A 25,073-nucleotide genomic window follows, 5' to 3' on the forward strand; every position below is an offset into this window, starting at 1 on the left:
GAGCGGTGAGGCGCCGGGGGCGGCTGGACGCCGGTGCCGTCCGCGTGCGGCATCGGCGCACGGCGCCCGACCTCGCGTGACCGGCTGCTCCCACCGGGTGCACCGGCCCACGATCCGGGTTTGGTCCGACCACACACGCTGTGTGACATAGTCGGTCCATGTGTATCGCTCGGAACAGGGAGTGACGGATGCCCGTCGAGTGGCAGCCCGTGCGACAGTCGCGCACCCATGAACTCGTGCTGCAGAGCATCGAGGAGCAGGTTCTCGCCGGGGAACTCAAGGCCGGTGACCGGCTGCCGCCCGAGCGGGAGCTTGCGCCGGTTCTGGGAGTCAGCCGGTCCGCGCTGCGGGAGGCCCTCAGGGTGCTGGAGACCATCGGCGTACTGGTCGCCCAGCCGGGCCGCGGCCCCGACTCCGGTGCGCGCATCGTGCGCAACCCCGACGACGCGCTCGGCCGCCTGCTGCGTCTGCACTTCGCGCTCGGCAGCTACAGCCTGCACGACGTGCTGGAGGCGCGCGTCGTGCTCGAACGGTCGAGCTGGGGGGCCGCCGCCCGGCACGCCGCGGCCGAGGATCTCGACGCGGCGGAACGGCTCGTGGACAGGATGGGACAACCGGACGTCGGCGTGGCCGAGTTCAACGACCTCGACACGCGCTTCCACGTCCTGATCGCGAGCAGTTCGGGCAACGCGCTGACCTCGACGCTCACTTCGGCCGTTCGCGAGTCCGTACGCCCGCTGATCCTCCATGCGCTGGAGAGCGCGGACGACTGGCCGTCGACGGCGGGTGCGCTCAACGCCCAGCACGCGCAGCTGCTGAAGCTGGTCCGCGAGGGGCGGGGCGGCGAGGCCGCGGATCTGGTCGAGAGGCACATCCGCGGCTTGCACGGAACCCTGGTCGACGAGAACGACGGGAACGACGGGAACGACGGGAACGACGGGAACGAAGCGACGGACGCGGCTGAAGCGACGGACACGGCCGGAGGGGCCGAAGGGGACGGCGTGCGGCGGTCCGTGTGACGGGCGGCGCGATGTGACCCCGGCCGGTGATGCGCCCGGGGGAGCAGGGGCGGCGCGAAGGCCGGAGCGAGGGTGGAACAGTCCGGAGCGAGGGCGGAACAGCCGGGAGCGGGGACGGTGCGTGGGCACCGTCCCCGCTCCCGTGCGTTTCCCCCCTTCACGCGCGCCGATCCTGGTTCCCCATTCGGACCGAGGCTAGTATGGTCGGACCATAAACCGGGGAGGTCCCATGCGTATCGGACTCTTCGCCACCTGTCTGGGAGACACGCTCTTCCCCGAGGCGGTGAAGTCGACCGCGCTGCTGCTCGCACGCCTGGGCCACGACGTGGTGTTCCCGCCGGGCCAGACCTGCTGCGGTCAGATGCACGTCAACACCGGCTACCAGCGAGAGCCCGTTCCGCTGGTGCGCAACTTCGCGGAGCAGTTCGGGGACCCCTCGATCGACGCCGTCGTCATGCCGTCCGGGTCGTGCGCCGGGTCCGTGCGCCACCAGCACGAGATCGTCGCCGAGCGCTACGGCGACGCCTCGACGCGTGCCGGGGTCGCCGCCGTCAAGGCCAAGACGTTCGAGCTCTCCGAACTCCTCGTCGATGTCCTCGGTGTCACCCAGGTCGGGGCGTACTTCCCGCACCGCGTCACCTATCACCCCACCTGCCACTCCCTGCGCATGCTCGGAGTCGGGGACAAGCCGTTGCGGCTGCTGCGTGCCGTCGAGGGCATCGATCTCGTCGAACTGCCCGAAGCCGACTCGTGCTGCGGATTCGGCGGCACCTTCGCGGTCAAGAACGCCGAGACGTCCACCGCGATGCTCCGGGACAAGATGCGCCACATCGCGGAGACCGGGGCCGACGTGTGCACCGCCGGGGACTCCTCCTGCCTCATGCACATCGGCGGGGGCCTCTCCCGAATCAGGTCGGGGGCGCGCACCCTTCATCTCGCCCAGATCCTCGGCTCCACCCGGACCGCGCCGTACACCCTGCTGGAGGCCGCCCGATGAGCACGTTCCTCGGCATGCCCGCCGCCCCGCCCCGCTCGCCGTACGGCACGGGAAACCTGCGCGGGGAGCGCACGTTCCCCCAGGCGGCACGCGACGAGCTGCGCAACGAGCAGCTGCGCCAAAACCTCGGCAGGGCCACCCGCACCATCAGGGCCAAACGGCTGCACGTCACCGGCGAACTCCCCGACTGGGAGGCCCTGCGCGACGCCGGATCGGCCGTCAAGACGGACACCATGAACCGGCTCCCCGACCTCCTGGAGGAGCTGGAACGCAACGTCACCGAACGCGGCGGCACCGTCCACTGGGCGCGTGACGGTGCCGAGGCCAACGAGATCGTCACCCGGCTCATCAGGCAGACCGGCAGCAGCGACGTCATCAAGGTGAAGTCCATGGCCACGCAGGAGATCGGCCTCAACGAACACCTCGAGGCGGCGGGCATCACACCGTACGAGACCGACCTCGCCGAGCTCATCGTGCAGCTCGCCGACGACAAGCCGTCGCACATCCTCGTGCCCGCGATCCACCGCAACCGCGACGAGATCCGGCAGATCTTCCTCGACGAGATCCCGGGTGTCGACCCCGGACTCGACAATGTGCCCGCCCATTTGGCGGCCACCGCCCGCACCTACCTGCGCGAGAAGTTCATGACGACGCGGGTGGCCGTGTCCGGCGCCAACTTCGGCATCGCGGAGACCGGCACCCTCGCCGTCGTCGAGTCCGAGGGCAACGGCCGCATGTGTCTGACCCTGCCCGACACCCTCATCACCGTCATGGGCATCGAGAAGGTCCTGCCGCGCTATCAGGACCTGGAAGTGTTCCTGCAGTTGCTGCCGCGCTCCTCGACCGGGGAGCGGATGAACCCGTACACCTCGATGTGGACGGGGGTGACCCCGGGCGACGGGCCGCAGAACTTCCACCTGGTCCTCCTCGACAACGGCCGTACCGCGGCGCTCGCCGACGCGATCGGCCGTGAGGCACTGAACTGCATCCGCTGCTCGGCCTGCCTGAACGTCTGCCCCGTGTACGAGCGGGCCGGCGGCCATGCCTACGGATCGACGTATCCGGGACCGATCGGCGCGGTCCTCACCCCCCAGCTCGCGGGCATGCACGCGGCCAAGGACGACCCGAACAGCTCGCTGCCGTACGCCTCCAGCCTCTGCGGTGCCTGCTTCGACGCCTGCCCCGTCAAGATCGACATTCCCTCGATGCTCGTCGAACTGCGCCACCAGCACACCGAGGAGTCGGGCGCGACCGCCGAGAAGCTGGCCATGAAGGCGGCGGCAGCGGTGATGAGCAGGCCCAGGCTGTTCACGGCGGCGCAGAAGGCCGCCGCACTCGGCCGGGTCGCCGGCGGGCGGGACGGGACGATCACCCGCCTGCCCGCCCCGTTCGACGGATGGAGCGACAGCCGCGACACCGCGGCCCCGCCCAGGCAGTCGTTCCGCTCGTGGTTCGCGTCGGCCGAGGGGGAGGCCGCCATGCGCGCCGCCGCCGACGAGGGTGCCCGCGACACCGCCCAGGACCAGAAGGAGGACCGGTGACCACGACGGACGCACGCAGCACCGTGCTCGGCCGGATCAGGGACGCCCTGGCTCTCGCCCCCGCGCCCGAGGCGACGATCCCCCGCGCCTACCGCACCGGGCGTACGCTCCCCGACGACGAACGGCTCGGGCTCCTGACCGACCGACTCGTCGACTACAAGGCGCAGGTCCACCCCTGCACCGCCGACCGCACGGCCGACGTGATCGGCGCGATCCTGCGGGAGCGCGGCGCCCGGCGCATCGGGGTGCCGTCCGGGCTGGACGAAGAGTGGCTCACCGGGTACGACGGCGAGACGCAGCGGGACTCCGCCGACATTCCCGCACCGTCTCTCGACGCGCTGGACGGGGTCGTGACGGCCTCGGCGGTCACCTGCGCCGAGACCGGCACCATCTTCCTGGACGGGGCACCGGATCAGGGCAGGCGGGCGCTGTCACTCGTACCCGACCTGCATGTGTGCGTCGTCGACCTCTCCTCCGTCGTGGCCGGGGTGCCTGAGGCGGTGGCCAGGCTGGTGCCGGAGCGGCCGACCACCCTGATCAGCGGGCCTTCGGCCACCTCCGACATCGAGCTGGAACGCGTGGAGGGCGTGCACGGCCCCCGTACGCTCGCGGTGGTGATCCGCACCGACGTGTAGGCACGCCCTGGCACGGCCGGGCCCCGGCAGGTGACACCGTGTCACTCACCGGCCCCGCGCCCGCGGGTCACCGCGTCACCTGCCGGTCCCGTCCCCGCGCGTCACCCGGTAGCGGAGGTAGACGACGCCGGCGTCGAAGGGACGTGTCTCGACGAGTTCCAGGTCGACCCGGCGCTCGTGCCGGGGGAAGAACGGGATGCCGCCTCCGACCAGAACCGGGTAGACCATGGCCTGGTACTCGTCGATCAGGTCCAGCGCGGCGGCATCGGCGGCGAGGGACGCGCCGCCGATCGCGATGTCACCGTCACCCGGCGCCGCCCGCAGCCGCCCGATCTCCTCCGCCAGACCGCCGGAGGCCAGACGGGCGTTGCCCTGCACCGTCGACAGCGTGGTGGAGAAGACCACCTTCGGCAGCGGCTTCCAGAGCGAGGTCCACTCGCGCATCGCGTCGTCGAGTCCGGGATCCTGGTCGGCGGTCTCCCAGTACAGCATCGTCTCGTAGAGCCGCCGGCCCAGCAGGTGGGTGCCGATCTTCCGTACGTCGTCGATCCAGAAACGGAAGACCTCAGGGTCGGGATCCGTCCAGTCGAAGGTGCCGTCCGGTCCCACGATGTAGCCGTCCAGGGAGACGCCCATGGAGTAGGTCACGTTGCGCATCAGAAGTCCTCCTCGGTCCTGGTCCGACAGTACGGGCGCCGGGCGGCGGCCGCCGCAGGACTCGTCACGGCTCGCGGGACTCCCCGGATCCGTCCGTCTTCCGGGAGCGGTCTCCTCGGGGGGCGGGCGGACACGGGTGCCGGACGCGGCGGCCGGGACCCGTGCCTACGGCGCGTGGGTCACCTCCAGCGGCGCGAGGGCGACGCGGGTGACCGCGCCGTCGTCCGCCCAACGCACGGTCACCGTCTCCTCGTTCACCTCCACCGCGCCCACCGCCGCGCCGAGGGGGCCGGCCTCCGGCTCGGCCGTGAGCGAGGCGAGCGCCACCAGCACCTGCGTACCCTCCACCTCGGCGGCCAGCCGGGGCAGCAGCGCCCACGGCGTGAACGCCGTGCCCTGCGGCGCCCGTACGGTCTCCTCCTCGGCCCAGCCGTGCAGCGGGTGGAGAGCCGAGCGCACCGTGCCCGCAGGGTCCGCCGCCCACCCGGTCTGTTCGGCCCGGGCACCCGCCGGGGCGCCGATGACCCGGTGCACCCGCAGTTCGTACCGCCCCCGGACCACGGTCACGCTCTCCACCCGCAGCCCCGGTGCGGTGGGCGCGCCCTCCGGGAAGACGGGGGTGTGCCAGGACGCCGCCCAGCCCCAGCCGTCCCCGTGCCCCGCGCCCCGCGGGTGGATACGCACCCGCCGGCTGCGCGAGCTCCCGACCCGGATCGCCAGGTGGTTGTCCGCGGCGTTGCCGGACGCCGTCGGGCCGGTAACCGTCGAGTACGCGAGCCGGGCGTAGAGCGGGTCCGACACCTGCGCCGTCTCGCCCTCATGGGGCCGGACGTGGTCGCTGCCGTGGTTGTGCAGCCGCACGATGCCGTCCGACCGTGTGGACTGCACCAGCAGCCCCGGCGACGGCAGGGAGAGCACCCGGTCCGGGCCTTCGCTGGGCGCGGGTTCCTCGGGCGCGGTCCACAGGGGGTGCTCCGGCGGGGCGAGCAGCGCCACGAACGCCTTCGACGCCCAGTACGGCGACGAGGGACCCGAGTACTCCTGGAGCGTGGCGTCGTGCGGGCCGTGCCATCCCAGGCTGAGCATGCCGTCGTCCCCGGCGGCACCTCGCTCCAGGAAGTACCTGAGCGAGCCGCTGATCAGCCGGCGCGAGACGCCGGGGGACAGCGGCGTGTGACCGGTGACCGCGCCCATCGCGACGGCCGCGCCCGCCGCGAAACGGTAGGTGAGCGAGCGGCCGAAGTGCATGGGGGCACCGTCCGCGCCGAACATCAGCGAGAAGCTCTCCAGATGCTCGCGCAGGCGCGCGCCGTGGGGTGCGGACAGCTCCGCCTCCCCGGACAGGTACCCGTCCAGGACGGGATACAGGTGCAGCGCCCAGCCGTTGTAGTGGTCGAAGGCCCGCCCGTCCCCGTCGGAGTACCAGCCCTCGCCGCGGTACCACCCCTCCAGCAGGTCCAGCGCCCGCTGCCGCGCCCGGGCGGTCTCCCCGTCGCCCCGGCCGACCGATTCGAGGAAGCCGGCCACGGAGTAGGGGAAGAGGTACCAGTTGTTCGGGGCGGGGGTGTGCCGCAGCGCGCCGCGCAGCCACTCCTCCGTCCGGTCCTGGGCGCCGGCGTCCAGCCGGTCCCACAGCCAGGGCCGGGTGAGCCGCAGGCCGATGGCGACGGACGCGGACTCGACCATCGGCTGCCCGAACACGGTGTGATCCTCGATCAGGGGCCACGACTCGGTGTCGTCCCTCCCGGCGGTGCGGGTCCCGGCGGTGAGGCCGTCGGCGTAACGCTCCAGCCGGTTGTGCGGGTCCTTGCCGTCCGCGCCCGCGACCCGGAAGGCGGCGGTGAGGAACGTGCGCGCGTAGCCCTCCAGGCCGTCGGAGCGGACACCGGAGCGTGACGGGCGCCCCGGCAGGTCGAGCATGGCGCCGCCGGGGGTGGCCCACGTCCAGGCGGCGTCCAGCAGCCCGTCCGCCGCCGCCTCCCAGTGCGCCCGGGTGAAGCCGGTGTACGGGCTCGAATCACGGTCCTCGGAGGGGAGTGGAAAGGGAGTGGAGGTCATGCGAGGAATGCCAGCCTTTCGCGTCGTACGGGATGGGCGAAGCCGTCGCCCGCAGCCCAGCGGGCGACCTCACCGACGGCCAGGTCGGCCAGCCGCCGCAGTTCGTTGCCCTGGGACCCCGCGAGGTGGGGGGTGAGCAGGGCGTTGTCGCAGTCCCACAGCGGATGGTCCGCCGGCAGCGGGTCGGGGTCCGTGACGTCGAGCACCGCCCTGATCCGTTCGGCCCGCAGTACGTCGGTGAGGGCCTCCTGGTCGACGACCGCACCCCGGGAGGTGTTGACGAGGACGGCGTCGGGCCGCATCGAGGTGAGCAGGTCCCGGCTCACCAGCCCCGTCGTCGCGGGCAGCAGGGGCGTGTGGACGCTCACCACGTCGCTCCCGGCGAACAGGGCGGGCAGGCCGACGGGGTGGGCGCCCAGCGCGGCCGCCTCGGCGTCCGTGACGTACGGGTCGTGCAGCAGGATCCGCAGGTCGTAGGGGCGCAGGAGGTCGATCACCCGCCTGCCGATCAGGGAGGCGGACAGGATGCCCACCGTGCGCCGGTAGTTGCCCACGTCGGGGGGTGTGGCGAGCCAGACGTCGCGTGCCCGGGTGGCGCGGTAGTCGCGGGCCCGCTCCAGGACCCGCTTGCCGGACAGCAGGATCATGGCGACGGTGTACTCCGCCACCGGCAGGGCGTTGGCCGCGGCGGCCGACGAGACCTGGACGCCCCGGTCCCAGCAGGCCTCCGTCACATGGCCGCGCACGGTGCCCGCGGTGTGGACGACGGCGCGCAGCGCCGGCGCCGCGGCCAGGACGCCGGCGTGGATCGGCGGGCAGCCCCAGCCGGTGACCAGGACCTCCGTGTCCGCGAGCACGGCACGGGCCGCTCCCGTCGTGAAGTCGTCGAGGACCGGCAGCGGCGCGAGCTCGCACACCTCGGCCAGGGATGCCAGGGAGTCCGGGGAGAGGACGGCGGCGGCGGCGTCCGCTCCCATGGCGAGTGCGGCGCGCGGCCGGCGGTGGGCGGGGGGTGTGCTGGGCATGGTTCTCCTGTGCGTTCGTCCGGGCGTTGCAATGCGGCTACTTGACGGCGCCCGCCGTCAGTCCGGAGCGCCAGAAGCGCTGGAGCAGGGCGAAGGCGAGGATCAGGGGCAGCACCGCGAGGAGGGAACCCATGATCACCACGGGGTAGTACTCGGGCGACACGGACGCGGCGCTGTTCCAGGTGTAGAGACCGAGGCTGACCGGATACAGGTCCTGGTCGGAGAGCATGACCATGGGGAGGAAGAAGTTGTTCCAGATGGCCGTGAGCTGGAACAGGAACACGGTGACCAGCCCGGGCCCCAGCATGCGGAGCGCCACCCGGAAATAGGCGGCCAGTTCGCCCGCGCCGTCCATCCGCGCGGCTTCCAGGACCTCGTCCGGCACGTACCCCTGGCTGAAGATCCGGCCGAGGTAGACCCCGAAGGGGTTGAACAGGACGGGGATGAAGACCGCCCAGAAGGTGTTCACCAGCCCGGCGCCGGACGCCATCAGGTAGAGCGGCAGGGCGAGCACCGTCTGCGGCACCATCACGGCCGCCAGGACCATTCCGAACAGCTTCTCCTTGTGGGCGAACCGGTACTTGTCGAACGCGTAGCCGCACGCGACGCTGATCAGCGCGCCGAGCGCGGCCCCCACCACCGCGTACAGCAGGCTGTTGCCGTACCAGCGCCCGTACAGCCCGCCGTCGATGGCGAACAGGTCCTTCATGTTCCGTACGAAGGAGAAGTCGCCCAGCGACAGGATGTTGCTGCTGAACAGCGCGTCCCGGTCCTTGGCGGAGGCGAGCACCAGCCACAGGACGGGGAGCAGGGTGTAGAGCACGGACACGAACACCACGAGGTTGACGACGGAGCGCCCGAGCAGCCGGGGACGCAGCGGCGGGACGGTACGGGATGCGGTCGGCGCGCTCATCGGGCGCCCTCCTCGGCTGCGTCGGAGCGGTTGGTCCAGCGGGTGACGCCGTAGGAGAGGGCGATCGTGAACAGCAGCAGGATCACCGAGGCGGCCGCCGCGAGACCGTAGTTGTTGCGGGTGAAGGCGGCGTCGTAGATGTACATGCTGGGTGAGAAGCGGGAGTTGATCATCGGGGTGGACTGGCTCAGCAGCATCGGCTCGGTGAAGAGCTGGAGCGCGAAGATCAGGGTGAACATGGCGACCATCACGATCGACGACCGCACCAGCGGGGCCTTGACCCGCAGCGCGGTACGGACCGGGCCCGCTCCGTCGACGACCGCCGCCTCGATCACCTCGCGGGGCACGGCCTGCAGGGCTGCGTAGAAGACGACCATGTTGTAGCCCAGGTTGCTCCACAGGGCGATGTTCACGATGGACGGGAGCACCGTGTGCACCCCGAGGAAGTCGACGGTGATGTCGGCCCCGGCGAGCAGGTCGATCACCGGGCTGATGCCGGGGGTGTAGAGGTACAGCCAGATCAGGGCGGCGATGATGCCCGGCACGGCGTGCGGCAGGAAGAGCGAGAGCTGGACGGTGGCCCGGAGGCGGACCACGCCGGAGTCCAGCAGCAGTGCGAGGGCGAGCGCGCCGGTCACCATCAGGGGGATGTAGACCAGGCAGTACAGGGCGACGACGCCGAGCCCGCCGAGGAAGGTCGGGTCGGCCAGGACGGCGGTGTAGTTGCGCAGCCCGGCGAAGACCGTGCGCTCCGGGCCGAAGCCGAGGCCCGGCTGGTCGTCGCTGAAGAAGCTCAGGTACACGGCGGTGGCGACCGGGATCAGGAAGACGGTCACCAGGAGGGCGAAGAACGGCGTCATCAGGACGCCGCAGGCGCCGAGTTCACGCCGCCGTGCGGACCTGCGGCCGGCCGCGGGCGCTGCCGCGGCCGGACTCCGTGGCGACGGGCGGGCGGGAGCGTCCGGCGCATCCGCCGGGACGGACACGGGGGTGGCGCTGGTCATGGGTGTCACCTGCCTCTCTGCTGATGGTTACGGGATGCCGGCCGCCGGTCAGCTGGAGCGGCGGGTGGTCGAGAGGCCGAGTGCCTTCAGGTCGGGCATGGTGCCCTCCTGCGCCGCCCGGACCGCTCCGATGATGGAGCCCTGGCCTCCGCTCGCCCGGGCCAGTCCGTCCTTCATGAGCTTGCCGGTCGCCGTCATCCGGGGCCCCCAGATCCAGCCCGGACGGATCTTGTGCGCCTCCTGCTCGAAGAGGCTGTAGATGTCCTGGCCGCCGTAGTAGGAGCGGTCGAACGCCTGCCGGCCCACCTCGACGAGCCCCGGTGCGGCGGGGTACTGGCTGCTGGCCCCGCTGGAGAGCCGGGCGCGCAGCGCATCCGGGTGCGAGACCTGCCATTCGATGAACTCCATCGCGGCCTCGGGGTGGGCGCTGTCCTTGGTGACGGCGAACGTCGAGCCGCCGTGGGTCCCCACGCCGGGGTCGCCCGGGTCCCACTGGGGGATCGGGGCGAGCGCCCACCGGCCCTTCTGGCCGGGGCGGGCCTTCATCTGGGCGCCCGCGTCCCACGCGCCGCTGAGCCTGCTGAGGACCAGGCCGTTGCCGATCTGCACGTCGCTGTGGCGGCTCTCCACCGCGTTCATGAAGACCAGGTCCTGATCCGTGAGCCGCTGCCAGAACGCGGCGACCCGGCGGGTCGGCGCGTCGGCCAGCGAGACGTTCCAGGCGCCGCCGGCCGTGTCGAACCACTGCGCGCCGGCCTGCCACGCGAACGCCGCGAGATGGGTGTCGCCGTCCGTCGGGAAGAGGGCCATCCGGCGCTCGGCGCTCCTGCGGCGTACGGTCCTCGCCGCGTCCTCGAAGTCCTCCCACGTCGCCGGGGCGGTGAGCCCGTACCGCTCGAAGAGGTCGGTGCGGTAGTGCAGCACCATCGGCTCTATGTCGAGCGGGACGCTGAACACGCGCTTCTCGAAGGTCGTCAGTTCCAGTGCCTGCGGCAGGAGCTTCGCGCGGAGCGCGTCGCTGACCAGGCCGGTGACGTCACGGCACACCCCGTCGATGGCGAAGCCGGGCACTTGGGGGTACTCGATGGTGGCGACGTCCGGGGCGTTGCCGGCCCGGGCCGCGTTGCTGAGCTTGGCGTAGCCGCCCTGCGCTCCCGAGGGGATCTGCTGGAAGTCGACCTGGATGCCGGAGTGTCCGCGGTTGAACGCGTCCACCACCTCCTGGCTGCCCCGGAGCGCGGACCAGAAGGTGATGCGCGTTCTCCTGCCGTTCCTGCTGTTCACGGTCCTGCCGGTACTGCTCGTACCGCCCGATCGTGTGTCCCCGCCACCGCTCCCGCAGGCGCTGAGCGCGCCCGCGAGAGGCAGTGCGGCGATCGTGGCGAGCACGGATCGACGGCTCTGTCGACCGGGCATGTGTGCCTCCCGCGGCTCTGGTTCGAGACACGGGGAATACTGATCGGCTGATCGATAGCGGTCAATAGATCGATCAAAAGAAGATTGAAGTGTTCAAACGATCAGTTTTCCGGAGTCGTCAACCTCCTGGTCGACCCGCGTACTTCGAGGCGGGGCAGCAGTTCGGTCCTGCGCACCGGGCCGGTCGTCCCCGCCGGATGCTCCAGCCGGTGCAGCAGCAGCTCCGCGGCCGCCCGCCCGATGTCGGCCCGGGGTGGGGCGACGGCACTCAGCGAGGTGGTCCCCAGAGCCGCGACCACGTCGTCGTACGCCACCACCGAGCAGTCCCTCGGCACCCGCATCCCGCTCTCCGCCAGCCGCTGGACCAGCATCAGGGCGTCCTCGTCGCCGTGCAGCACGGCGCCGGTGGTGCCTCGCTTGCGCATCAGCGCCGCGAGGTCCGGCGCGGTCTCCCGGGGACCGTCCCCGGGGCCCGCCGTCGGGGAGCTGAGCACCACCGACCAGTCCTCCACCTCGGGGCGCGCTGCCGCGATGTCGGCGAACGCCGCCCGGATCGCCCGCGCGGTGGGACTGTCGTTCCTGGCGGCGAGCACCAGGCGCCGGTGGCCGAGCGACACGAGGTGGTCCACGGCCAGGTGGATCCCGTACCAGTGGTCGGAGCACACCGAGTCCAGGGCGTGGAGCGCGCTGCCGGGCCGGCCGCGCCGCTCCATCAGGACGGTCGGCACCCCGATCCCGGAGAGCCAGCCGTAGTCCGCCTCCTCGACGGCCGCGCTGCGCCACCGCGGGGCGATGAGCAGCCCGCGCGCACCGGCGGCCAGCGCCCGTTCCACCTGGGGCCGTTCGGCTCCCGCCGTCTGCGGGGCGATGCGCAGGGTGATCCGCACCCCGGCCTCCTCCAGGGCGGTCCGGGCGCCGTGCAGTGTCTCGTACAGGTACGAATGCCGCTCCGGCACGACCAGGGCCACGGCTCCGCCGCCGGACCCCTCACCCCGGGCGGCGGGCACCTGCTCCGTCCGTTCCGCGTCCTCCATGGGCCGGACCACCCCGTGCCCGCGCCTCAGCATGCCCGCCACGGCGAGTTCCTCGACGTCCCGCCGCAGCGTGACCGCCGAGACGTCGAGCTCGGTGGCGAGCGAACTCACCTTGACCGCGCCCCGCGCGTGCACCACCGCGAGTATGCGCTGGCGTCTCAGCTCGACCGGCTCCCGCATGCTGGCCCCCTTGCCTACCGCTGTGCCGTGTTCGTTTGAACGTTTCCGTGAGCGGTCGCAGCATAGCGAGGGGGGCGGGCCGCGGTGCGATCGGAAGACGGGACGATGATCCGCCCAAAGGAATATGTGTCTACCATCTGACCCGCAATGGACACCATCACACTCTGGCAACTGGCCGCGCTCGCGGCGGCATCCACGCTCGTCGGCTTCTCCAAGACCGCCGTGAGCGGTGCCAACACGATCAGCCTCGCCGTCTTCGCCGCCGTGCTCCCGGCCCGCGAATCGACCGGCGTGCTGCTCCCGATCCTGATCGCCGGCGACACCCTCGCCGTGCTGGTCTACCGCCGTCATGCCCACTGGCCGACCCTGCTGCGGCTCTTCCCCGCCGTCGCCGTGGGAGTCGTGGCGGGCACCGTCTTCATGATGTGGGCCGACGACGCCGCCGTACGCACCTCGATCGGCGCGATCCTGATCCTCATGGCCGGCGTCACCGTGTGGCGACGGCGGGCACGCCCCGAGGACGCCACGGAGCAGGACGCGGCCGGGCCCACGCGTGCCGGGCGGCTCAAGGCCCGCTCGTACGGGGTGCTCGGAGGGTTCACCACCATGGTGGCCAACGCGGGCGGCCCCGTGATGTCCCTCTACCTGCTGTCCGCCGGCTTCCGGAAGCTGGGCTTCCTGGGCACGTCGGCCTGGTTCTTCCTCATCGTCAACACGTCCAAGGTGCCCTTCAGCGTCGGGCTCGGCCTCATCGACGCGCAGTCGCTCCTGCTCGACGCGGCCCTCGTGCTGTTCGTCGTCCCCGGCGCGTACCTCGGCCGCGCGTGCGTCGGCCGGATCAACCAGAAGCTCTTCGACCGGATCGTGATCGGGGCCACCGTCCTGGGCGGCCTCCAGCTGCTGCTCGTCTGAAGGCCGCCCCGAGGAAGGTGATCAGACGATGCCCTCGGCGATCTCGGCCTGTTCACGGGCGTTGCCGTAGGCGACCGGGGTGCTGTAGGTCCGGCGCGCGACGAACCACCAGACCGTGGCCAGCACCAGGACGGCGACCAGGGCGATGGACGCGTAGTTCATCGAGTCGATGGTCACCGGCGAGGACTGCGGCAGCAGGAACAGCACGGTCACGACCGCCACCCACGCCACGGCGATCCAGCCGATCGGCTTCGACCAGCGGCCGAGGTGCCACGGCCCGCGCTCGAAGCGGTCCCCGGCCCGGAGCTTCAGGAAGATCGGGATGGCGTACGCCGGGGTGATCCCGATGACGTTGATCGCAGTGACCGCCCCGTAGGCCGTCGCGGAGTACAGCGACGGCACCGCGAGCAGCGCGGCGACGGCGACGGACAGCCACACCGCGGGCACCGGCGTCTGCGTGCGCGCGCTCACCCTGCGCCACAGAGCGGATCCCGGCAGCGCGTTGTCGCGGCTGAACGCGAAGACCATCCGGCTCGCCGCGGCGACCTCCGCGTTGCCGCAGAACAACTGCGCCGCGATCACGATCAGCAGCATCGCGGTGGCACCGGCCGTCCCCAGGGCGTCGATCAGGATCTGGGCCGGCGGCACGCCCGTGGCGCTGTTCTGCGTGCCCGCGTAGTCCTGGATGGCGAAGGTCAGTCCGGCCAGCAGCACGAACCCGGCGACCCACGACACCCAGATGGCCCGGACGATTCCCTTCGCCGCGGTGACCGAGGCGTTCGACGTCTCCTCGGAGAGGTGGGCCGAGGCGTCGTAGCCGCAGAAGGTGTACTGGGCCAGCAGCAGGCCGATCGCGGCCACGTAGACGGGGTTCTCCCATCCCGTGCCGTTCACGAACTCGGTGAAGACGAACGACGGGGACTGGTGGTGCGAGGGCACGACCGCCAGCACGCCCACGATGACGGCGACACCGCCCAGGTGCCACCAGACGCTGATCGAGTTCAGCAGGCTGACCAGGCGCACGCCGAACAGGTTCAGGACGGCGTGCAGCAGCAGGATGCACAGGAAGATCACCATCGTCGACCCGGGTGTGGGGTCGAAGCCCCACTGCAGATTCAGCAGCGCCCCGGTGAACAGGGCCGCGCCGTAGTCGATTCCGGCGATGGCTCCCAGCAGGCCCAGCAGATTGAGCCACCCCGTGTACCAGCCCCACTTACGGCCGCCCAGCCGGTCGGCCATGTAGTACAGGGCGCCCGACGTCGGGTAGGCGCTGGTGACCTCTGCGAGCGCCATGCCCACGCAGAGCACGAACAGGCCGACGCCGGCCCAGCCCCAGAGCATCACGGACGGGCCGCCGGCCGACATTCCGAAGCCGTACAGCGTCATGCAGCCGGAGAGGATCGAGATCACGGAGAAGCTGATCGCGAAGTTGCCGAAGCCGCCCATGCGGCGCGCCAGCACCGGCTGGTAGCCGAGTTCGCGCAGCCGGGCCTCCTCGTCCTTCTGGGGGCCGGGCGCCGTGCTCGACGGGGTCGAGGCGGATATGGACATGGAGATGACCTCCGGTGGGGGACGGGTGTGGGGGGAACGTGGGGGGAGGGCGGCCGGCGTCAGCCGTGCGGGGCCCTCCCGGGTTCGTGCTCGGCGGCCAGACAGCGGCCGCGGGCCCGCAGGAACACGTCCTCGGCGCCGGCCGGGTCCTGCGGGGTGCGGGTGCGGTGGGACCACGGGGCGGACGTGTAGTACGGGCCCATGGCGCGGAACACCGGTGCGGCGTCGGCGAAGCGGAGCGAGCCCCACAGCGCGTGGGCCAGATGGTTGAGGTCGAGGAGGGAGCGGGCCGCCGGGTCGGCCCGGGCGAACCAGACGGCCAGCGCGCGCCTGGCGTCGCGTTCGCCGTCCTCGGTGACCCAGTGCAGGTCCAGCGCCTTCTCGTTGCCGTTCTCGCGCCGGTAGCGCTCCACCCGGACGTACAGCGGCAGCACATGGAGGGGCGAACCCTCGGGTGCCGAAGAGGCGGCCCACTGGACGAAGTTGACGGCCTCCGGCAGGGTGCCGCCCGACTGGCGCGCGTACACGAACTGCAGCATCCGGTGATACGCCTCGCGGTTGAACGGATCGCGCTTGTCGGCCTCCGCGAGCAGCCCCCACGGCCCCGGGAACAGCATGGGGCCCGGCGGGAGCATCCGGTGCTCATCGAGGCGCTGCCCCTCGTCGAGCTGCGACAGCGCCAGCAGGCAGATCCAGGGCACGGGGTCATCGGGCGAGGCGTGCGCGGCGGCCCGGCACCCCTCCCACGCCTCGTGCCACAACTGCTGGGCGCCCGGGCGCCCCCCTCGGTGCGCCCGGACCGCGCGCTCCACGGTCACCCGGGCGTGCATCACCCGCGCCGCCGCACTCCGCGGCTCCTCGGCGAGCCACGCCTGCACCGTGTCGGAACCGGCGGCGACGGCGGCGAGGACCTGGGTGCGCTGGGTCCACAGCGCCCAGTCCCGGGTGCTCCGCAGCAGGTCGCGCATGGACAGCCACCGGCCCGTGCGCAGGTCCTGCGACGCCACGCGCAACGCGTGATCGGGTCCGGCGGGGTGGTAGACGGGACGGAAGTCAGTGGGAGCCATGTACGGGCCCCGCCCCTGGACGCGCGGTGGGGACGGGGCGGTGTGCCGGGCACAGCGGCACGGCGCCGGATCTGCTCGTCATGAATCCTCAAGGACGTGGGGGGTCGGGTCCTGCCGGTGGTCGACCGGGCTCTCGGTCATCGTCCGGTCGACCGCACGGCGGTGAGTTTAGGGGTCTGTGCGACCACCGGCGGAGGACTTTGCGGATCTTACTCAAGTACGGTCCGTGGACAGGACATTGAACTTCCGCGGCGGCGGCGCGCGGGAGGTCCTCGCCCGTCTTGACGCCGGCCGGGGTCTGCACGACTGTGGGCGGGGCACCGGATGATCACGAATCCGCCCGGGACGGGCGGCACGCACGGCTGGAGCGTCGATTGACACGACCGGTACTCGCCATCGACCAGGGAACGTCCGGAACGAAGGCGCTGGTGATCTGCCCCGAGCGGGGCGTGATCGGTTCCGGATCGGCCCCCGTACGCCCCCGCTACGGCGCGTCGGGCCTGGTGGAGGCCGAACCCGCAGAACTGCTCGGGTCGGTGCTGGACGCCGGCCGGGAGGCCGTCGCGCGGGCGGGCGAGCCCGTGGCGGCGGTCGGTCTGGCAAACCAGGGCGAGACCGTGCTCGCCTGGGAACCCGCGACGGGACGGACGCTCACTCCCGCCGTCGTCTGGCAGGACCGGCGGTCCGAGAACGTGTGCGGGGAACTGGCCGAAAACGCGACGGAGTTGAAACGGATCACCGGACTTCCCCTCGATCCGTACTTCGCCGCGCCCAAGATGGCCTGGATCCGCCGGGAGTGGACCCGGGAGGGGGTCGTGACCACCAGCGACTCCTGGCTGGTCCACGAGCTGACCGGCGCGTTCGTCACCGACGCCGCGACGGCCGGGCGCACCCAGCTCCTCGGCCTCCACGACGTCGCGTGGTCGCCGGCGGCCCTGGAGATCTTCGGCCTGTCCGGCGAACGGCTGCCCGCCGTCGTCGACTGCGCGGGCCCGGTGGGCACCACCACCGCGTTCGGCGACGAGATCCCCCTCACGGGCCTCATCGTCGACCAGCAGGCAGCCCTGCTGGCGCAGAACGCCCTGGAACCGGGGAACGCCAAGTGCACCTACGGCACCGGTGCCTTCCTGCTCGCCCAGACCGGCGGGCGCCCGAGCGCGGGCTCCTCGGGGCTGGTCAGCTGCGTCGCGTGGCGGCTCGGCGGACGAACGGACTACTGCCTCGACGGACAGGTCTACACGGCCGCCTCCGCCGTGCGCTGGCTCACCGATCTCGGGGTGATCTCCGGGGCCGCCGACCTGGACCCCGTGGGCGCCAGTGTCCCGGGCACCGGGGGAGTCACCTTCGTGCCGGCGCTCGCCGGTCTCGCCGCCCCCTGGTGGCGCGGTGACGTGCGGGGCTCCGTGACCGGCCTCGGCCTGGACACCAGGGCGGGCCACCTCGTCCGCGCCCTGTGCGAGGGCATCGCCGCGCAGGTCGTCGCCCTGGCCGACGCCGTCGAGTCCGAGCTCGGCTCGCCACTGACCGCGCTGCGGGTCGACGGCGGCCTGACCCGCTCCTCCCTGCTCATGCAGACCCAGGCCGACCTGCTCCAACGACCCGTCGAGGTATCGGCGTTGCCGGACGCCACCGCGCTCGGCGCGGGCGTCGTGGCCAGGCTCGGACTCGACCCCCGGCTGTCCCCGCACCTGGCGACACCCCGGTGCGAACCCTCCATGGTGTACGAACCGGAGATCGGCCCCGACGAGGCCGCGGAGCGCCTCGCGCGCTTCCGGGCCGCGGTGGAATCGCTGCTGGAGCGCGCATGACGCACACGCTCACCACCGCCGGGCCGCTGCCCGCGCAGGACCCGTGCGACGGCTACGACGTCACGGTCGTCGGGGCGGGCGTGGTCGGGGCTGCCATCGCCCGTGAACTGGCCCGGTATCCCCTGCGGATCGCTCTCGTCGACGCGGCCGACGACGTCGGCAGCGGCACGTCGAAGGCCAACACCGCGATCCTGCACACCGGTTTCGACGCCGTACCGGGCTCACTCGAAGCGCGCCTCGTGCGCGAGGGGTACGCCCTGCTCGCGGACTACGCGGGTGAGACCGGCATCCCGCTGGAACGCGTCGGCGCCCTCCTCGTCGCCTGGGACGGGGACCAGCTCGCCACGCTGCCCGGGCTGCTCGACAAGGCCGTCCGCAACGGATACCACGCGGCCCGTCTCATCGGAGCCGATGAGCTGCGGGCCCGCGAACCCCGGCTGGGCCCCGGGGCGCTCGGCGCGCTCGAGGTGCCGGACGAGAGCATCATCTGCCCCTGGACCACACCGCTCGCCTACGCCACCCAGGCGGTCCGGGCAGGCGTCCACCTGCACCTGAACTGCCGGGTGAACTCCGTGGACCAGGGCGGAGACGTCCACACCCTCACCACCTCGCGCGGTCCGCTGCGCACCCGCCACGTCGTCAACGCGGCCGGACTGCACGCCGACGAGATCGACCGGATGCTCGGCAACGACGTCTTCACCGTGACCCCTCGCAGGGGGCAGCTCATCGTCTACGACAAGCTCGCCCGGGACCTCGTCGGCCACATCCTCCTGCCGGTCCCCGGGCCGGGCGGCAAGGGTGTCCTGGTCGCACCCACCGTGTTCGGCAACGTCCTCCTCGGCCCGACCGCCGAGGAACTGGACGACAGGACGGACACCGCGTCCACCGCCGAAGGCCTGCGCCTCCTGCGCGAGAAGGGCCGCCGGATCGTGCCCCGACTCGTCGACGAGGAGGTCACCGCCGTGTACGCCGGACTGCGCGCGGCCACCGGCCAGGAGGACTACCGCATCCAGGAGTACCCCGCCCTGCGTTACGTCGCCGTGGGCGGAATCCGCTCCACCGGTCTCACCGCGTCCCTGGCGATCGCCCGGCACGTCGTGGAACTGCTCGCGGCCACCGGCCTGGAGCTCACCGGCCCCCGTGACCTGCCGCCGCTGACGATGCCCGGCCTCGGCGAGGCGTCGCCGCGTCCCTACCTGAGCGCCGCCCTGATCGCCGGGGACCCGGCGTACGGCAGCATCGTCTGCCACTGCGAACAGGTCACCCTCGGAGAGATCCGGGACGCGCTGGCGTCGACGATCCCGCCCTGCTCCGTGGACGGCCTGCGGCGGCGCACCCGGGCCCGGGGCGGCCGGTGCCAGGGATTCCACTGCGGTGCCGCGGTGCGGGCCCTCGTCGAGGAGGGCACGGCCGCGAACGGCGACGACGAGGAGGCTCACCGGTGACCGGAAGCGAACGGAACGGGCGGACCGCGCGCGACGTCGACGTCCTGATCGTCGGCGCCGGCCCCGCCGGCCTCGCGGCCGGCGCCGAACTCGCCGCAGCGGGCGTGGACCGGGTGGAGATCCTCGAACGCGAACAGCAGGCAGGCGGCGTCCCCCGCCACTGCCACCACGGCGGGTTCGGCGCGCCCACCGGCCTCCTCGCCCGCGCACGGGCCCTCGCGCGCCGATCCGCCGACGGCGGCGGCGGGGGAATGGACGGGCCCGCGTACGCCCGGCAGCACGTCACCGCGGCCCTGTCGGCCGGCGCCGCCCTGCGCACCGGCGTCACCGTCACCGGCTGGGCGGGCCCCCGGACCGTCGACACCACCGGGCCCGCCGGCCTGGAGAGGATCACCGCGCGGGCCGTCGTGCTCGCCACCGGCGCCCGCGAACGCCCGCGCAGCGCCCGGCTGATCCCCGGCACCCGGCCGGCCGGCGTCTACACCACCGGCGAACTCCAGCAGGCCGTCCACCTCTACGGGCAGCGCATCGGCACACGGGCCGTCGTCGTCGGCGACGAACCCGTCGGGTACGCGGCGGCCGGCACGCTGCGCGCCGCCGGCGTCGAGGTCGTGGCCGTCGTCACCGACCGGCGCGCGTCACGGCTGCGCCCGCACGGGCGCAGCCCGCTGCTCACCGGCGCGACCGTCACCGGCCTGCGGGGCCGGCCCCGGCTGTCCGGCGTCGAACTGCGCCACGAGGACGGCCGCACCACCACCCTGAGCTGCGACACCGTGGTCCTGAGCGGCGACTTCGTCCCGGACCACGAACTCGCCCGGCGGGGCGGCCTGGTCCTGGACCCCGGCACCCGCGGACCCGCGTACGACGCCGCGTTCCGCACCTCACGGCCGGGTGTCTTCGCGGCCGGGAACGTGCTCCACGCCGTCGAGCGGGCCGGGTTCGCCGCCGAGGAGGGCCGGGCCGTCGCCGTCCCCGTGCTCCACCGGCTGCTCGGCACCGAGGAACCCGGCGGGCGGGGGCCGTCCCTCGTCGTGGAAGCGCCCCTGCGGTGGATCGCACCGAACACGGCAGGGCCGGACGGGGCACGCCCACCGGGGGACAGGTTCCTGCTCCGGGCCGCCCGGCCGCTCACCCTGCCGGTGCTGGCCGTGACCCAGGACGGACGCGAACTCCACCGGCAGCGCTCGCTGCCGTCCTCCGGTCCGGGCCGGTCCCTGCACCTCGCGGCGGGCTGGCTCGACCGGGTCGATCCGCATGGTCCGGCGGTGCGGATCGCGGTGCTGTGAGGGCGGGGGCCCCGGCGGGACTTCGGCCGGGACCGCCCGCCCCGCGCGTCAGGGAATGAGCAGCCAGTCGGCGCCGACCGCCGCCACCAGCCCGACCGCGAGCAGCCAGCTGCCCAGGCGGGTACGGCCGTTCCTGCTGAGCTCGATGACCACACCGCAGAGGATGAGAGCGAGGCCGTACACCCCGACGACCAGGACGGAGGACCGGCTGGCGATGCGCAGCGCGAGGACGACGGCCACGACCGCCATGCCCACCGAGGAGAGGACGATCCGCAGCCGCCGAGCCTGACGTGGCGTCAGTCTGCGTTCTTCCTCGGCGGGCTCGGGTATCACCGCGGCGGTCACGTCCGCGGGCCGGTCCTGCTCCGGGGCGGACTGGTCCTGTTCCTGGTCAGAAGTGCTCATGAGGCCGGATCGTAATGGCTGCGCACGGGGATGTTCGCCGGACGGCCGGATCGCCGGGCACGATCAGGCGATCGACGCCGACACGATGGCGGACACCGCCAGGTTGCAGGCCGCCGTGACCCACACCGCCGGGTGCGGTTCCCGCTCCACCAGCGTGGCCCCCAGTTTCCCGGGTGTCACGAGGTCGACGACGAGGAAGGCGAGGGCCATCATGACCAGCCCCAGCAACCCGAAGGCCGCCGTCGAGACGAGACCCTTGCCGAAGTCCTCGTACGTCGTCCAGATCGACGTGAACACGATGCCGCCGATCCCGAGGAGCGCCGAACTCAGGAGCACGGAGGCGTTGCGGTTGCGCTCCTCCCATATCTGGCGGCCGAGCTTGCCCGGGGTGAGGGCGTCGATCAGCAGGATTCCGAGTACGAGCAGTACGACGCCGAGGGCCCCGTATGCGGTGGCACGGCCGAGGCCGTTGATGATGTCGGTCATCGGGGCGTCCGTCTCCTGAGCGAGTGGTCGGAGTGACAGGCGTGGTCAACATGCCGTCAGGAAAGCCCAAAACCTATCGCACGTCGAAAGTCACCCCCCGGGCCGGTCCCCACGCCGCAACCAGGGAGCCTCCGCCGCCGCGTCCACGGCCCGCCCAGCCCCGCTCTCCTGCCCGGACCGGTCCGGGGCGGGGTCCACCCGGTCCGCCAGATCCCGGGCCCAGCGGGTCAGCCCGGCCACCCCGATCCCGTGCGGATCGGCCCCCCGGAACGCCTCGACGGCCCCCGCCCCGCGCCTCAACAGCCGTGCCCCGCCCGCCGCGTTGCCCCGGGCGGCATGCGTGAGACCCACCGCCATCTGAGCGAGGCCCCGCCACAGCTCGCGCTCCGCGTCCGGCCCCGACTTCCAGGCGTCCTCGAAGACCTCGTGGGCATGGAAGGGCATCCCCGAGTCCAGCAGCCGCTGCGCCTCGCGCACCGTCTCGCCGGGGGAGCGCACCACGCCTTCCGGCTGCCGCTCCACGCCCTCGGCGCCGTACGGGAGGGGGCGCCCCAGCCCGTCCCGGGGGCGCGCGTTGCGCGCCCGTCCTTCCTCGTCACGGTCCCTGCGCGATTCTTCCACCGTCCGATTGTGCCTCGTACCTGCGGAGAACCGGCTGAACCCTGTCCCTGGGCCCCCGCGCGCGACTAGGCTCGGAATCCTCCGCAATCACCCTGGGAAGGGGAGGCATGAAGCCGTCCCGGCCGTTGTACGAGCGCGAACCCGAACTGGCCGCAGCCGCACAGGCGGTGGACGCCCTCTGCGGGGGCCAGGCGGCAGGCGGACTCATGGTGTTCAGCGGGGAAGCCGGCATCGGCAAGACCGCCCTGCTCACGGAGATCCGGACGATGGCCGCAGACCGCTGCACCATCTGGTCGGCGCGCGGCGGCGAGACGGTGACCTCCGTGCCGTTCCACGTCGTGCGCCAGCTCCTGCAGCCCGCCCTGGACCGCTTTCCCGAAGACGAGACCCGCGCCCTCTTCGGCGACTGGTTCGAGATCACCGCGCCGGCACTCGGCCTGGCCGAACCGAGCGGCCCGCAGCCCGACCCGCAGGGCGTCAGGGACGGCCTCGACTACGTGGTCTCCAGGCTCGCGTCCCGGCTCAGTCACCGGCCCCTGCTCCTCATAGTGGACGACGCGCACTGGGCGGACGGCGAATCCCTCGCCTGGCTGGCGGGCTTCACCGCGCGGCTCTCCGAACTGCCCGTACTGGTCATCCAGGCCCACCGGCCCCAGGAACTCGAGGACCGCAACGCCGACTGGGCCATCGGCCGGACCCCCGACAACGGCGGTGTCGCCGGCCACCCCGCGCTGATCCGGGTGGCCCTGCGCGCCCTCACTCCCGACGCCACGGCCGAACTCGTGCGGGCCGGGCTCGGCGACCACGCCGACGACCCCTTCTGCCGCGAGGTCTGGGCCGTCACCGGGGGCAACCCCTACGAAGCCGTCGAACTCGTCGCCAAGGCACAGGACCGCGAACTCCCACCGGTCGAGGAGTCCGCCGGGATGCTGCGCGAACTCGGTGCCTCCGCACGGGGCAGCGGCCTCGTCGCCCGGCTCGAACGCCTGGGCACCAACGCCAACCGCTTCGCCTGGGCGGCGGCCGTCCTCGGCACCGAGATCTCCCAGGAACTCGCCGCCACCCTGGCCGGGATGAGCTCCGCGGAGGCCGCGGACTGCACGGCCCGGCTGCGCGACGCCCGTATCGTCAGCGGCTTCGACCCGCTGGAATTCGTCCATCCGCTGATCGCCAGCGCCGTGTACCGCTCCATCCCGCCCGCGACACGGACCGCCATGCACGGACGCGCCGCCTGGGCGATCACGCAGGCCGGACTCGGCGCCGCGGCGGCCTCCCGCCACCTGCTCGAAGTCCACCCGGACGACGACCAGGAACTCGTCTCCCAGCTCCGCGAGGCGGCACGCCAGCACCTCGCGGTCGGCGCCCCCGAAGCCGCCAGGCGCTGCCTCGAAAGAGCGCTGGAGGAACCGCCGCGCCCCCTCGACCGGGCGGCACTGCTCTACGAACTGGGCTGCGCCACGCTCCTGTCCTCGCCCGCCACCACGGTGCAGTACCTGCGTGCCGCACTCGACACGCCGGGGCTCGACGGCCCGCTCCGGATCGACGCCACGTTCCGGCTCGCCTCGGCGCTCTCCCACAACAACCAGCTCAAGGAAGCGGCTCTGTCGCTCGCCGCCGAGGCTGCCCGAACCGCTCCAGGGCCCGGCCTGATGCGCCTGCAGGCCGCGCACTTCCTCTGGGAGGGCATGCAGGCCACCGAGGACGACGGCCCCGCCCGCTCGGCCCGTCTCGCCCGCAACGCCGACCACCTCAAGGGGCGCGACAACGCCGAACGGGCCATGCTCACCCTGCGGGCCTTCGACGCCATGCTCCGCGGTGAGAACGCACAGGTCGTCGTCGACTTCTGCGAACGCGCACTGGTCGACGGCCGCCCCGCCCGCGGCCTCGGCTGGACCGATTCCGAGTGGGGCTTCGAACTCCCCGCCATGGCCGGCATCACCTACGCCTTCACCGACCAGCTCGACCGCGCCGAGGAACTCTTCACCGAGGCCGTGCGCGCCTTCGAGATCTCCGGCTGGAGCGGCGCCCATCTCGCGTTCGCCCACACCCTCCTCGGCCTCGTGCACCGCCGCCGAGGACGGCTCGCGGAGGCGGAGGGCTTCCTGCGCGAGGGGCTGCGTCTCGCCGACCGCGCGGGCAACGGACTGCCCGTCCACTGGGACGCCGCCTGCCTGCTCGTCGACACCCTGGTCGCCCGGGGCCGGACGGCGGAGGCCCGTCTGGTGGCGGACCGCTACGACTTCGGCCCGCCCTACCCCAGCGCCATGGTCCTGCCGGACGCGCCCTGCGTGCGGGGCCGCCTGCTGCTCGCCGAGGGCCGGACCAAGGAGGCCGTCGCCGAGCTGGAGGCGGCGGGAGCGGCGCTGGAACCCCGGGGCCGGTTCAACGGCGTGTGGGCGCCCTGGGCCGGTGACCTCGCCCGCGCGCTCGCCGACACCGACCCGGTCCGCGCGGCCCAGCTGGCCACCCGCGCCCGCGTCCACGCGGAGCGCTTCGGCACGGACACGGCGATGGGCGAGGCCCTGCGCTGCGTGGCCCTCTTCGCACCACCGGAGGAGGCCACCTCGCTGCTGGCCGAGTCGGTACGCCACCTCGAGGCGTCCTCCTCGGCGTACGAACACGCCATGGCCCGCTTCGAGTACGGCGTCGCCATCCGCTCCCAGCGGGAGGTCGCCCGCGCCCAGAAGCTCGCGGTGGCCTGCGGCGCGGAGGGACTGGCGACCCGCGCCCAGCAGGTGCGGACGTCGATGCGGTCCGCGGAGTGAGGTAGTGTTTCTCCTGCGCGGCCACCCGGGAAAATCGGGCGGAATCGCATCGGGACGTGGCGCAGCTTGGTAGCGCACTTGACTGGGGGTCAAGGGGTCGCAGGTTCAAATCCTGTCGTCCCGACTGGAGACAGTCGCAGGTCAGGGCCTCGCATCACTTGGGTGATGCGAGGCCCTGCGTCGTTTTGCGGTCCGCTCGTGGCAGGACCCCGCACGCATACCGATCGAGCGTACCCAGGGAAGCGGGT

General features: G+C 72.6%; 21 protein-coding genes and 1 tRNA gene. 10 read left to right on the forward strand and 12 right to left on the reverse strand.

What is annotated here, in order from left to right; genetic code table 11:
• The first annotated feature begins 188 nt into the window (after positions 1-188).
• The 4 genes from OHT61_RS28190 to OHT61_RS28205 all read left to right on the forward strand — a co-directional run bounded on the left by OHT61_RS28190 (position 189) and on the right by OHT61_RS28205 (position 4,192).
• The gene (locus OHT61_RS28190) at positions 189-1,019 is read left to right on the forward strand and encodes a FadR/GntR family transcriptional regulator (RefSeq protein WP_329042074.1); all 831 of its coding nucleotides are present in this window, start codon (positions 189-191) and stop codon (positions 1,017-1,019) included.
• Positions 1,020-1,248: 229 nt separating this feature from the next.
• Positions 1,249-2,016, forward strand: a complete 768-nt coding sequence (locus OHT61_RS28195) for a (Fe-S)-binding protein (protein ID WP_329042075.1) — start codon at positions 1,249-1,251, stop codon at positions 2,014-2,016.
• Positions 2,013-3,557: a lactate utilization protein B gene (locus OHT61_RS28200; protein ID WP_329042076.1), complete on the forward strand. Its 1,545-nt coding sequence runs from the start codon at positions 2,013-2,015 to the stop codon at positions 3,555-3,557. The genes OHT61_RS28195 and OHT61_RS28200 overlap by 4 nt, the downstream gene beginning before the upstream one ends.
• Positions 3,554-4,192 carry a LutC/YkgG family protein gene (locus tag OHT61_RS28205; protein WP_329042077.1) on the forward strand — a complete coding sequence of 213 codons (639 nt, stop codon included), beginning with the start codon at positions 3,554-3,556 and terminating at the stop codon, positions 4,190-4,192. The genes OHT61_RS28200 and OHT61_RS28205 overlap by 4 nt, the downstream gene beginning before the upstream one ends.
• A 75-nt stretch (positions 4,193-4,267) precedes the next feature.
• On the opposite strand, the gene OHT61_RS28210 is transcribed toward OHT61_RS28205, so the two are convergent.
• The 7 genes from OHT61_RS28210 to OHT61_RS28240 all read right to left on the reverse strand — a co-directional run bounded on the left by OHT61_RS28210 (position 4,268) and on the right by OHT61_RS28240 (position 12,479).
• The gene (locus tag OHT61_RS28210) at positions 4,268-4,849 is read right to left on the reverse strand and encodes a dihydrofolate reductase family protein (protein ID WP_329042080.1); all 582 of its coding nucleotides are present in this window, start codon (positions 4,847-4,849) and stop codon (positions 4,268-4,270) included.
• Positions 4,850-5,014: 165 nt separating this feature from the next.
• Positions 5,015-6,907 (reverse strand): DUF2264 domain-containing protein, encoded by a 1,893-nt coding sequence (locus OHT61_RS28215; RefSeq protein ID WP_329042082.1) that lies wholly within the window; start codon positions 6,905-6,907, stop codon positions 5,015-5,017.
• Positions 6,904-7,932, reverse strand: a complete 1,029-nt coding sequence (locus OHT61_RS28220; protein ID WP_329042083.1) for a hydroxyacid dehydrogenase — start codon at positions 7,930-7,932, stop codon at positions 6,904-6,906. Before OHT61_RS28220 ends, OHT61_RS28215 begins: the two co-directional genes overlap by 4 nt.
• A 37-nt stretch (positions 7,933-7,969) precedes the next feature.
• The gene (locus OHT61_RS28225) at positions 7,970-8,845 is read right to left on the reverse strand and encodes a carbohydrate ABC transporter permease (protein ID WP_329042084.1); all 876 of its coding nucleotides are present in this window, start codon (positions 8,843-8,845) and stop codon (positions 7,970-7,972) included.
• The gene (locus OHT61_RS28230) at positions 8,842-9,849 is read right to left on the reverse strand and encodes a carbohydrate ABC transporter permease (RefSeq protein WP_329042085.1); all 1,008 of its coding nucleotides are present in this window, start codon (positions 9,847-9,849) and stop codon (positions 8,842-8,844) included. The genes OHT61_RS28225 and OHT61_RS28230 overlap by 4 nt, the downstream gene beginning before the upstream one ends.
• A 48-nt stretch (positions 9,850-9,897) precedes the next feature.
• Positions 9,898-11,265: an ABC transporter substrate-binding protein gene (locus OHT61_RS28235; protein WP_329042086.1), complete on the reverse strand. Its 1,368-nt coding sequence runs from the start codon at positions 11,263-11,265 to the stop codon at positions 9,898-9,900.
• 101 nt (positions 11,266-11,366) lie between these two features.
• Positions 11,367-12,479, reverse strand: a complete 1,113-nt coding sequence (locus OHT61_RS28240; protein WP_329042088.1) for a substrate-binding domain-containing protein — start codon at positions 12,477-12,479, stop codon at positions 11,367-11,369.
• Between the two features lie 147 nt (positions 12,480-12,626).
• Here OHT61_RS28240 and OHT61_RS28245 point away from each other — a divergent pair, with 147 nt between their 5' ends.
• The gene (locus OHT61_RS28245) at positions 12,627-13,391 is read left to right on the forward strand and encodes a sulfite exporter TauE/SafE family protein (protein ID WP_329042089.1); all 765 of its coding nucleotides are present in this window, start codon (positions 12,627-12,629) and stop codon (positions 13,389-13,391) included.
• A gap of 21 nt (positions 13,392-13,412) precedes the next feature.
• Here the strand turns inward: OHT61_RS28245 and OHT61_RS28250 are convergent, their stop codons facing one another.
• Together OHT61_RS28250 and OHT61_RS28255 are read right to left on the reverse strand one after the other, a co-directional pair.
• Positions 13,413-14,942, reverse strand: a complete 1,530-nt coding sequence (locus OHT61_RS28250) for an amino acid permease (RefSeq protein ID WP_329042090.1) — start codon at positions 14,940-14,942, stop codon at positions 13,413-13,415.
• A gap of 59 nt (positions 14,943-15,001) precedes the next feature.
• Positions 15,002-16,009 (reverse strand): hypothetical protein, encoded by a 1,008-nt coding sequence (locus OHT61_RS28255; RefSeq protein WP_329042091.1) that lies wholly within the window; start codon positions 16,007-16,009, stop codon positions 15,002-15,004.
• 374 nt (positions 16,010-16,383) lie between these two features.
• Between OHT61_RS28255 and OHT61_RS28260 the strand changes: the two genes are divergently transcribed.
• From OHT61_RS28260 to OHT61_RS28270, 3 genes are read left to right on the forward strand one after another with little or no spacing between them, the layout of a single operon-like run.
• Entirely contained in the window at positions 16,384-17,817 is a 1,434-nt protein-coding gene (locus OHT61_RS28260; RefSeq protein WP_329042092.1) for an FGGY family carbohydrate kinase, read from the forward strand.
• Entirely contained in the window at positions 17,814-19,262 is a 1,449-nt protein-coding gene (locus OHT61_RS28265; RefSeq protein WP_329042093.1) for an FAD-dependent oxidoreductase, read from the forward strand. The genes OHT61_RS28260 and OHT61_RS28265 overlap by 4 nt, the downstream gene beginning before the upstream one ends.
• A complete protein-coding gene (locus OHT61_RS28270; RefSeq protein ID WP_329042094.1) occupies positions 19,259-20,548 on the forward strand; it encodes an FAD-dependent oxidoreductase in 1,290 nt (429 codons plus the stop codon). The genes OHT61_RS28265 and OHT61_RS28270 overlap by 4 nt, the downstream gene beginning before the upstream one ends.
• A 48-nt stretch (positions 20,549-20,596) precedes the next feature.
• On the opposite strand, the gene OHT61_RS28275 is transcribed toward OHT61_RS28270, so the two are convergent.
• The 3 genes from OHT61_RS28275 to OHT61_RS28285 all read right to left on the reverse strand — a co-directional run bounded on the left by OHT61_RS28275 (position 20,597) and on the right by OHT61_RS28285 (position 22,060).
• Positions 20,597-20,953 carry a hypothetical protein gene (locus OHT61_RS28275; RefSeq protein WP_329042096.1) on the reverse strand — a complete coding sequence of 119 codons (357 nt, stop codon included), beginning with the start codon at positions 20,951-20,953 and terminating at the stop codon, positions 20,597-20,599.
• Positions 20,954-21,016: 63 nt separating this feature from the next.
• On the reverse strand, positions 21,017-21,439 hold the full coding sequence (locus tag OHT61_RS28280) for a DUF350 domain-containing protein (protein WP_329042098.1): 423 nt from the start codon (positions 21,437-21,439) through the stop codon (positions 21,017-21,019).
• Between the two features lie 90 nt (positions 21,440-21,529).
• Positions 21,530-22,060, reverse strand: a complete 531-nt coding sequence (locus OHT61_RS28285; protein WP_329042099.1) for a DUF309 domain-containing protein — start codon at positions 22,058-22,060, stop codon at positions 21,530-21,532.
• Between the two features lie 107 nt (positions 22,061-22,167).
• On the opposite strand from OHT61_RS28285, the gene OHT61_RS28290 reads away from it, so the two are divergent.
• Both OHT61_RS28290 and OHT61_RS28295 read left to right on the forward strand, forming a co-directional pair.
• Positions 22,168-24,825, forward strand: a complete 2,658-nt coding sequence (locus OHT61_RS28290) for an ATP-binding protein (protein ID WP_329042101.1) — start codon at positions 22,168-22,170, stop codon at positions 24,823-24,825.
• A gap of 50 nt (positions 24,826-24,875) precedes the next feature.
• Positions 24,876-24,949, forward strand: a tRNA-Pro gene (locus OHT61_RS28295).
• The last annotated feature ends 124 nt before the right edge of the window (positions 24,950-25,073 follow it).

Source organism: Streptomyces sp. NBC_00178, from assembly GCF_036206005.1.
GTDB lineage: Bacteria > Actinomycetota > Actinomycetes > Streptomycetales > Streptomycetaceae > Streptomyces.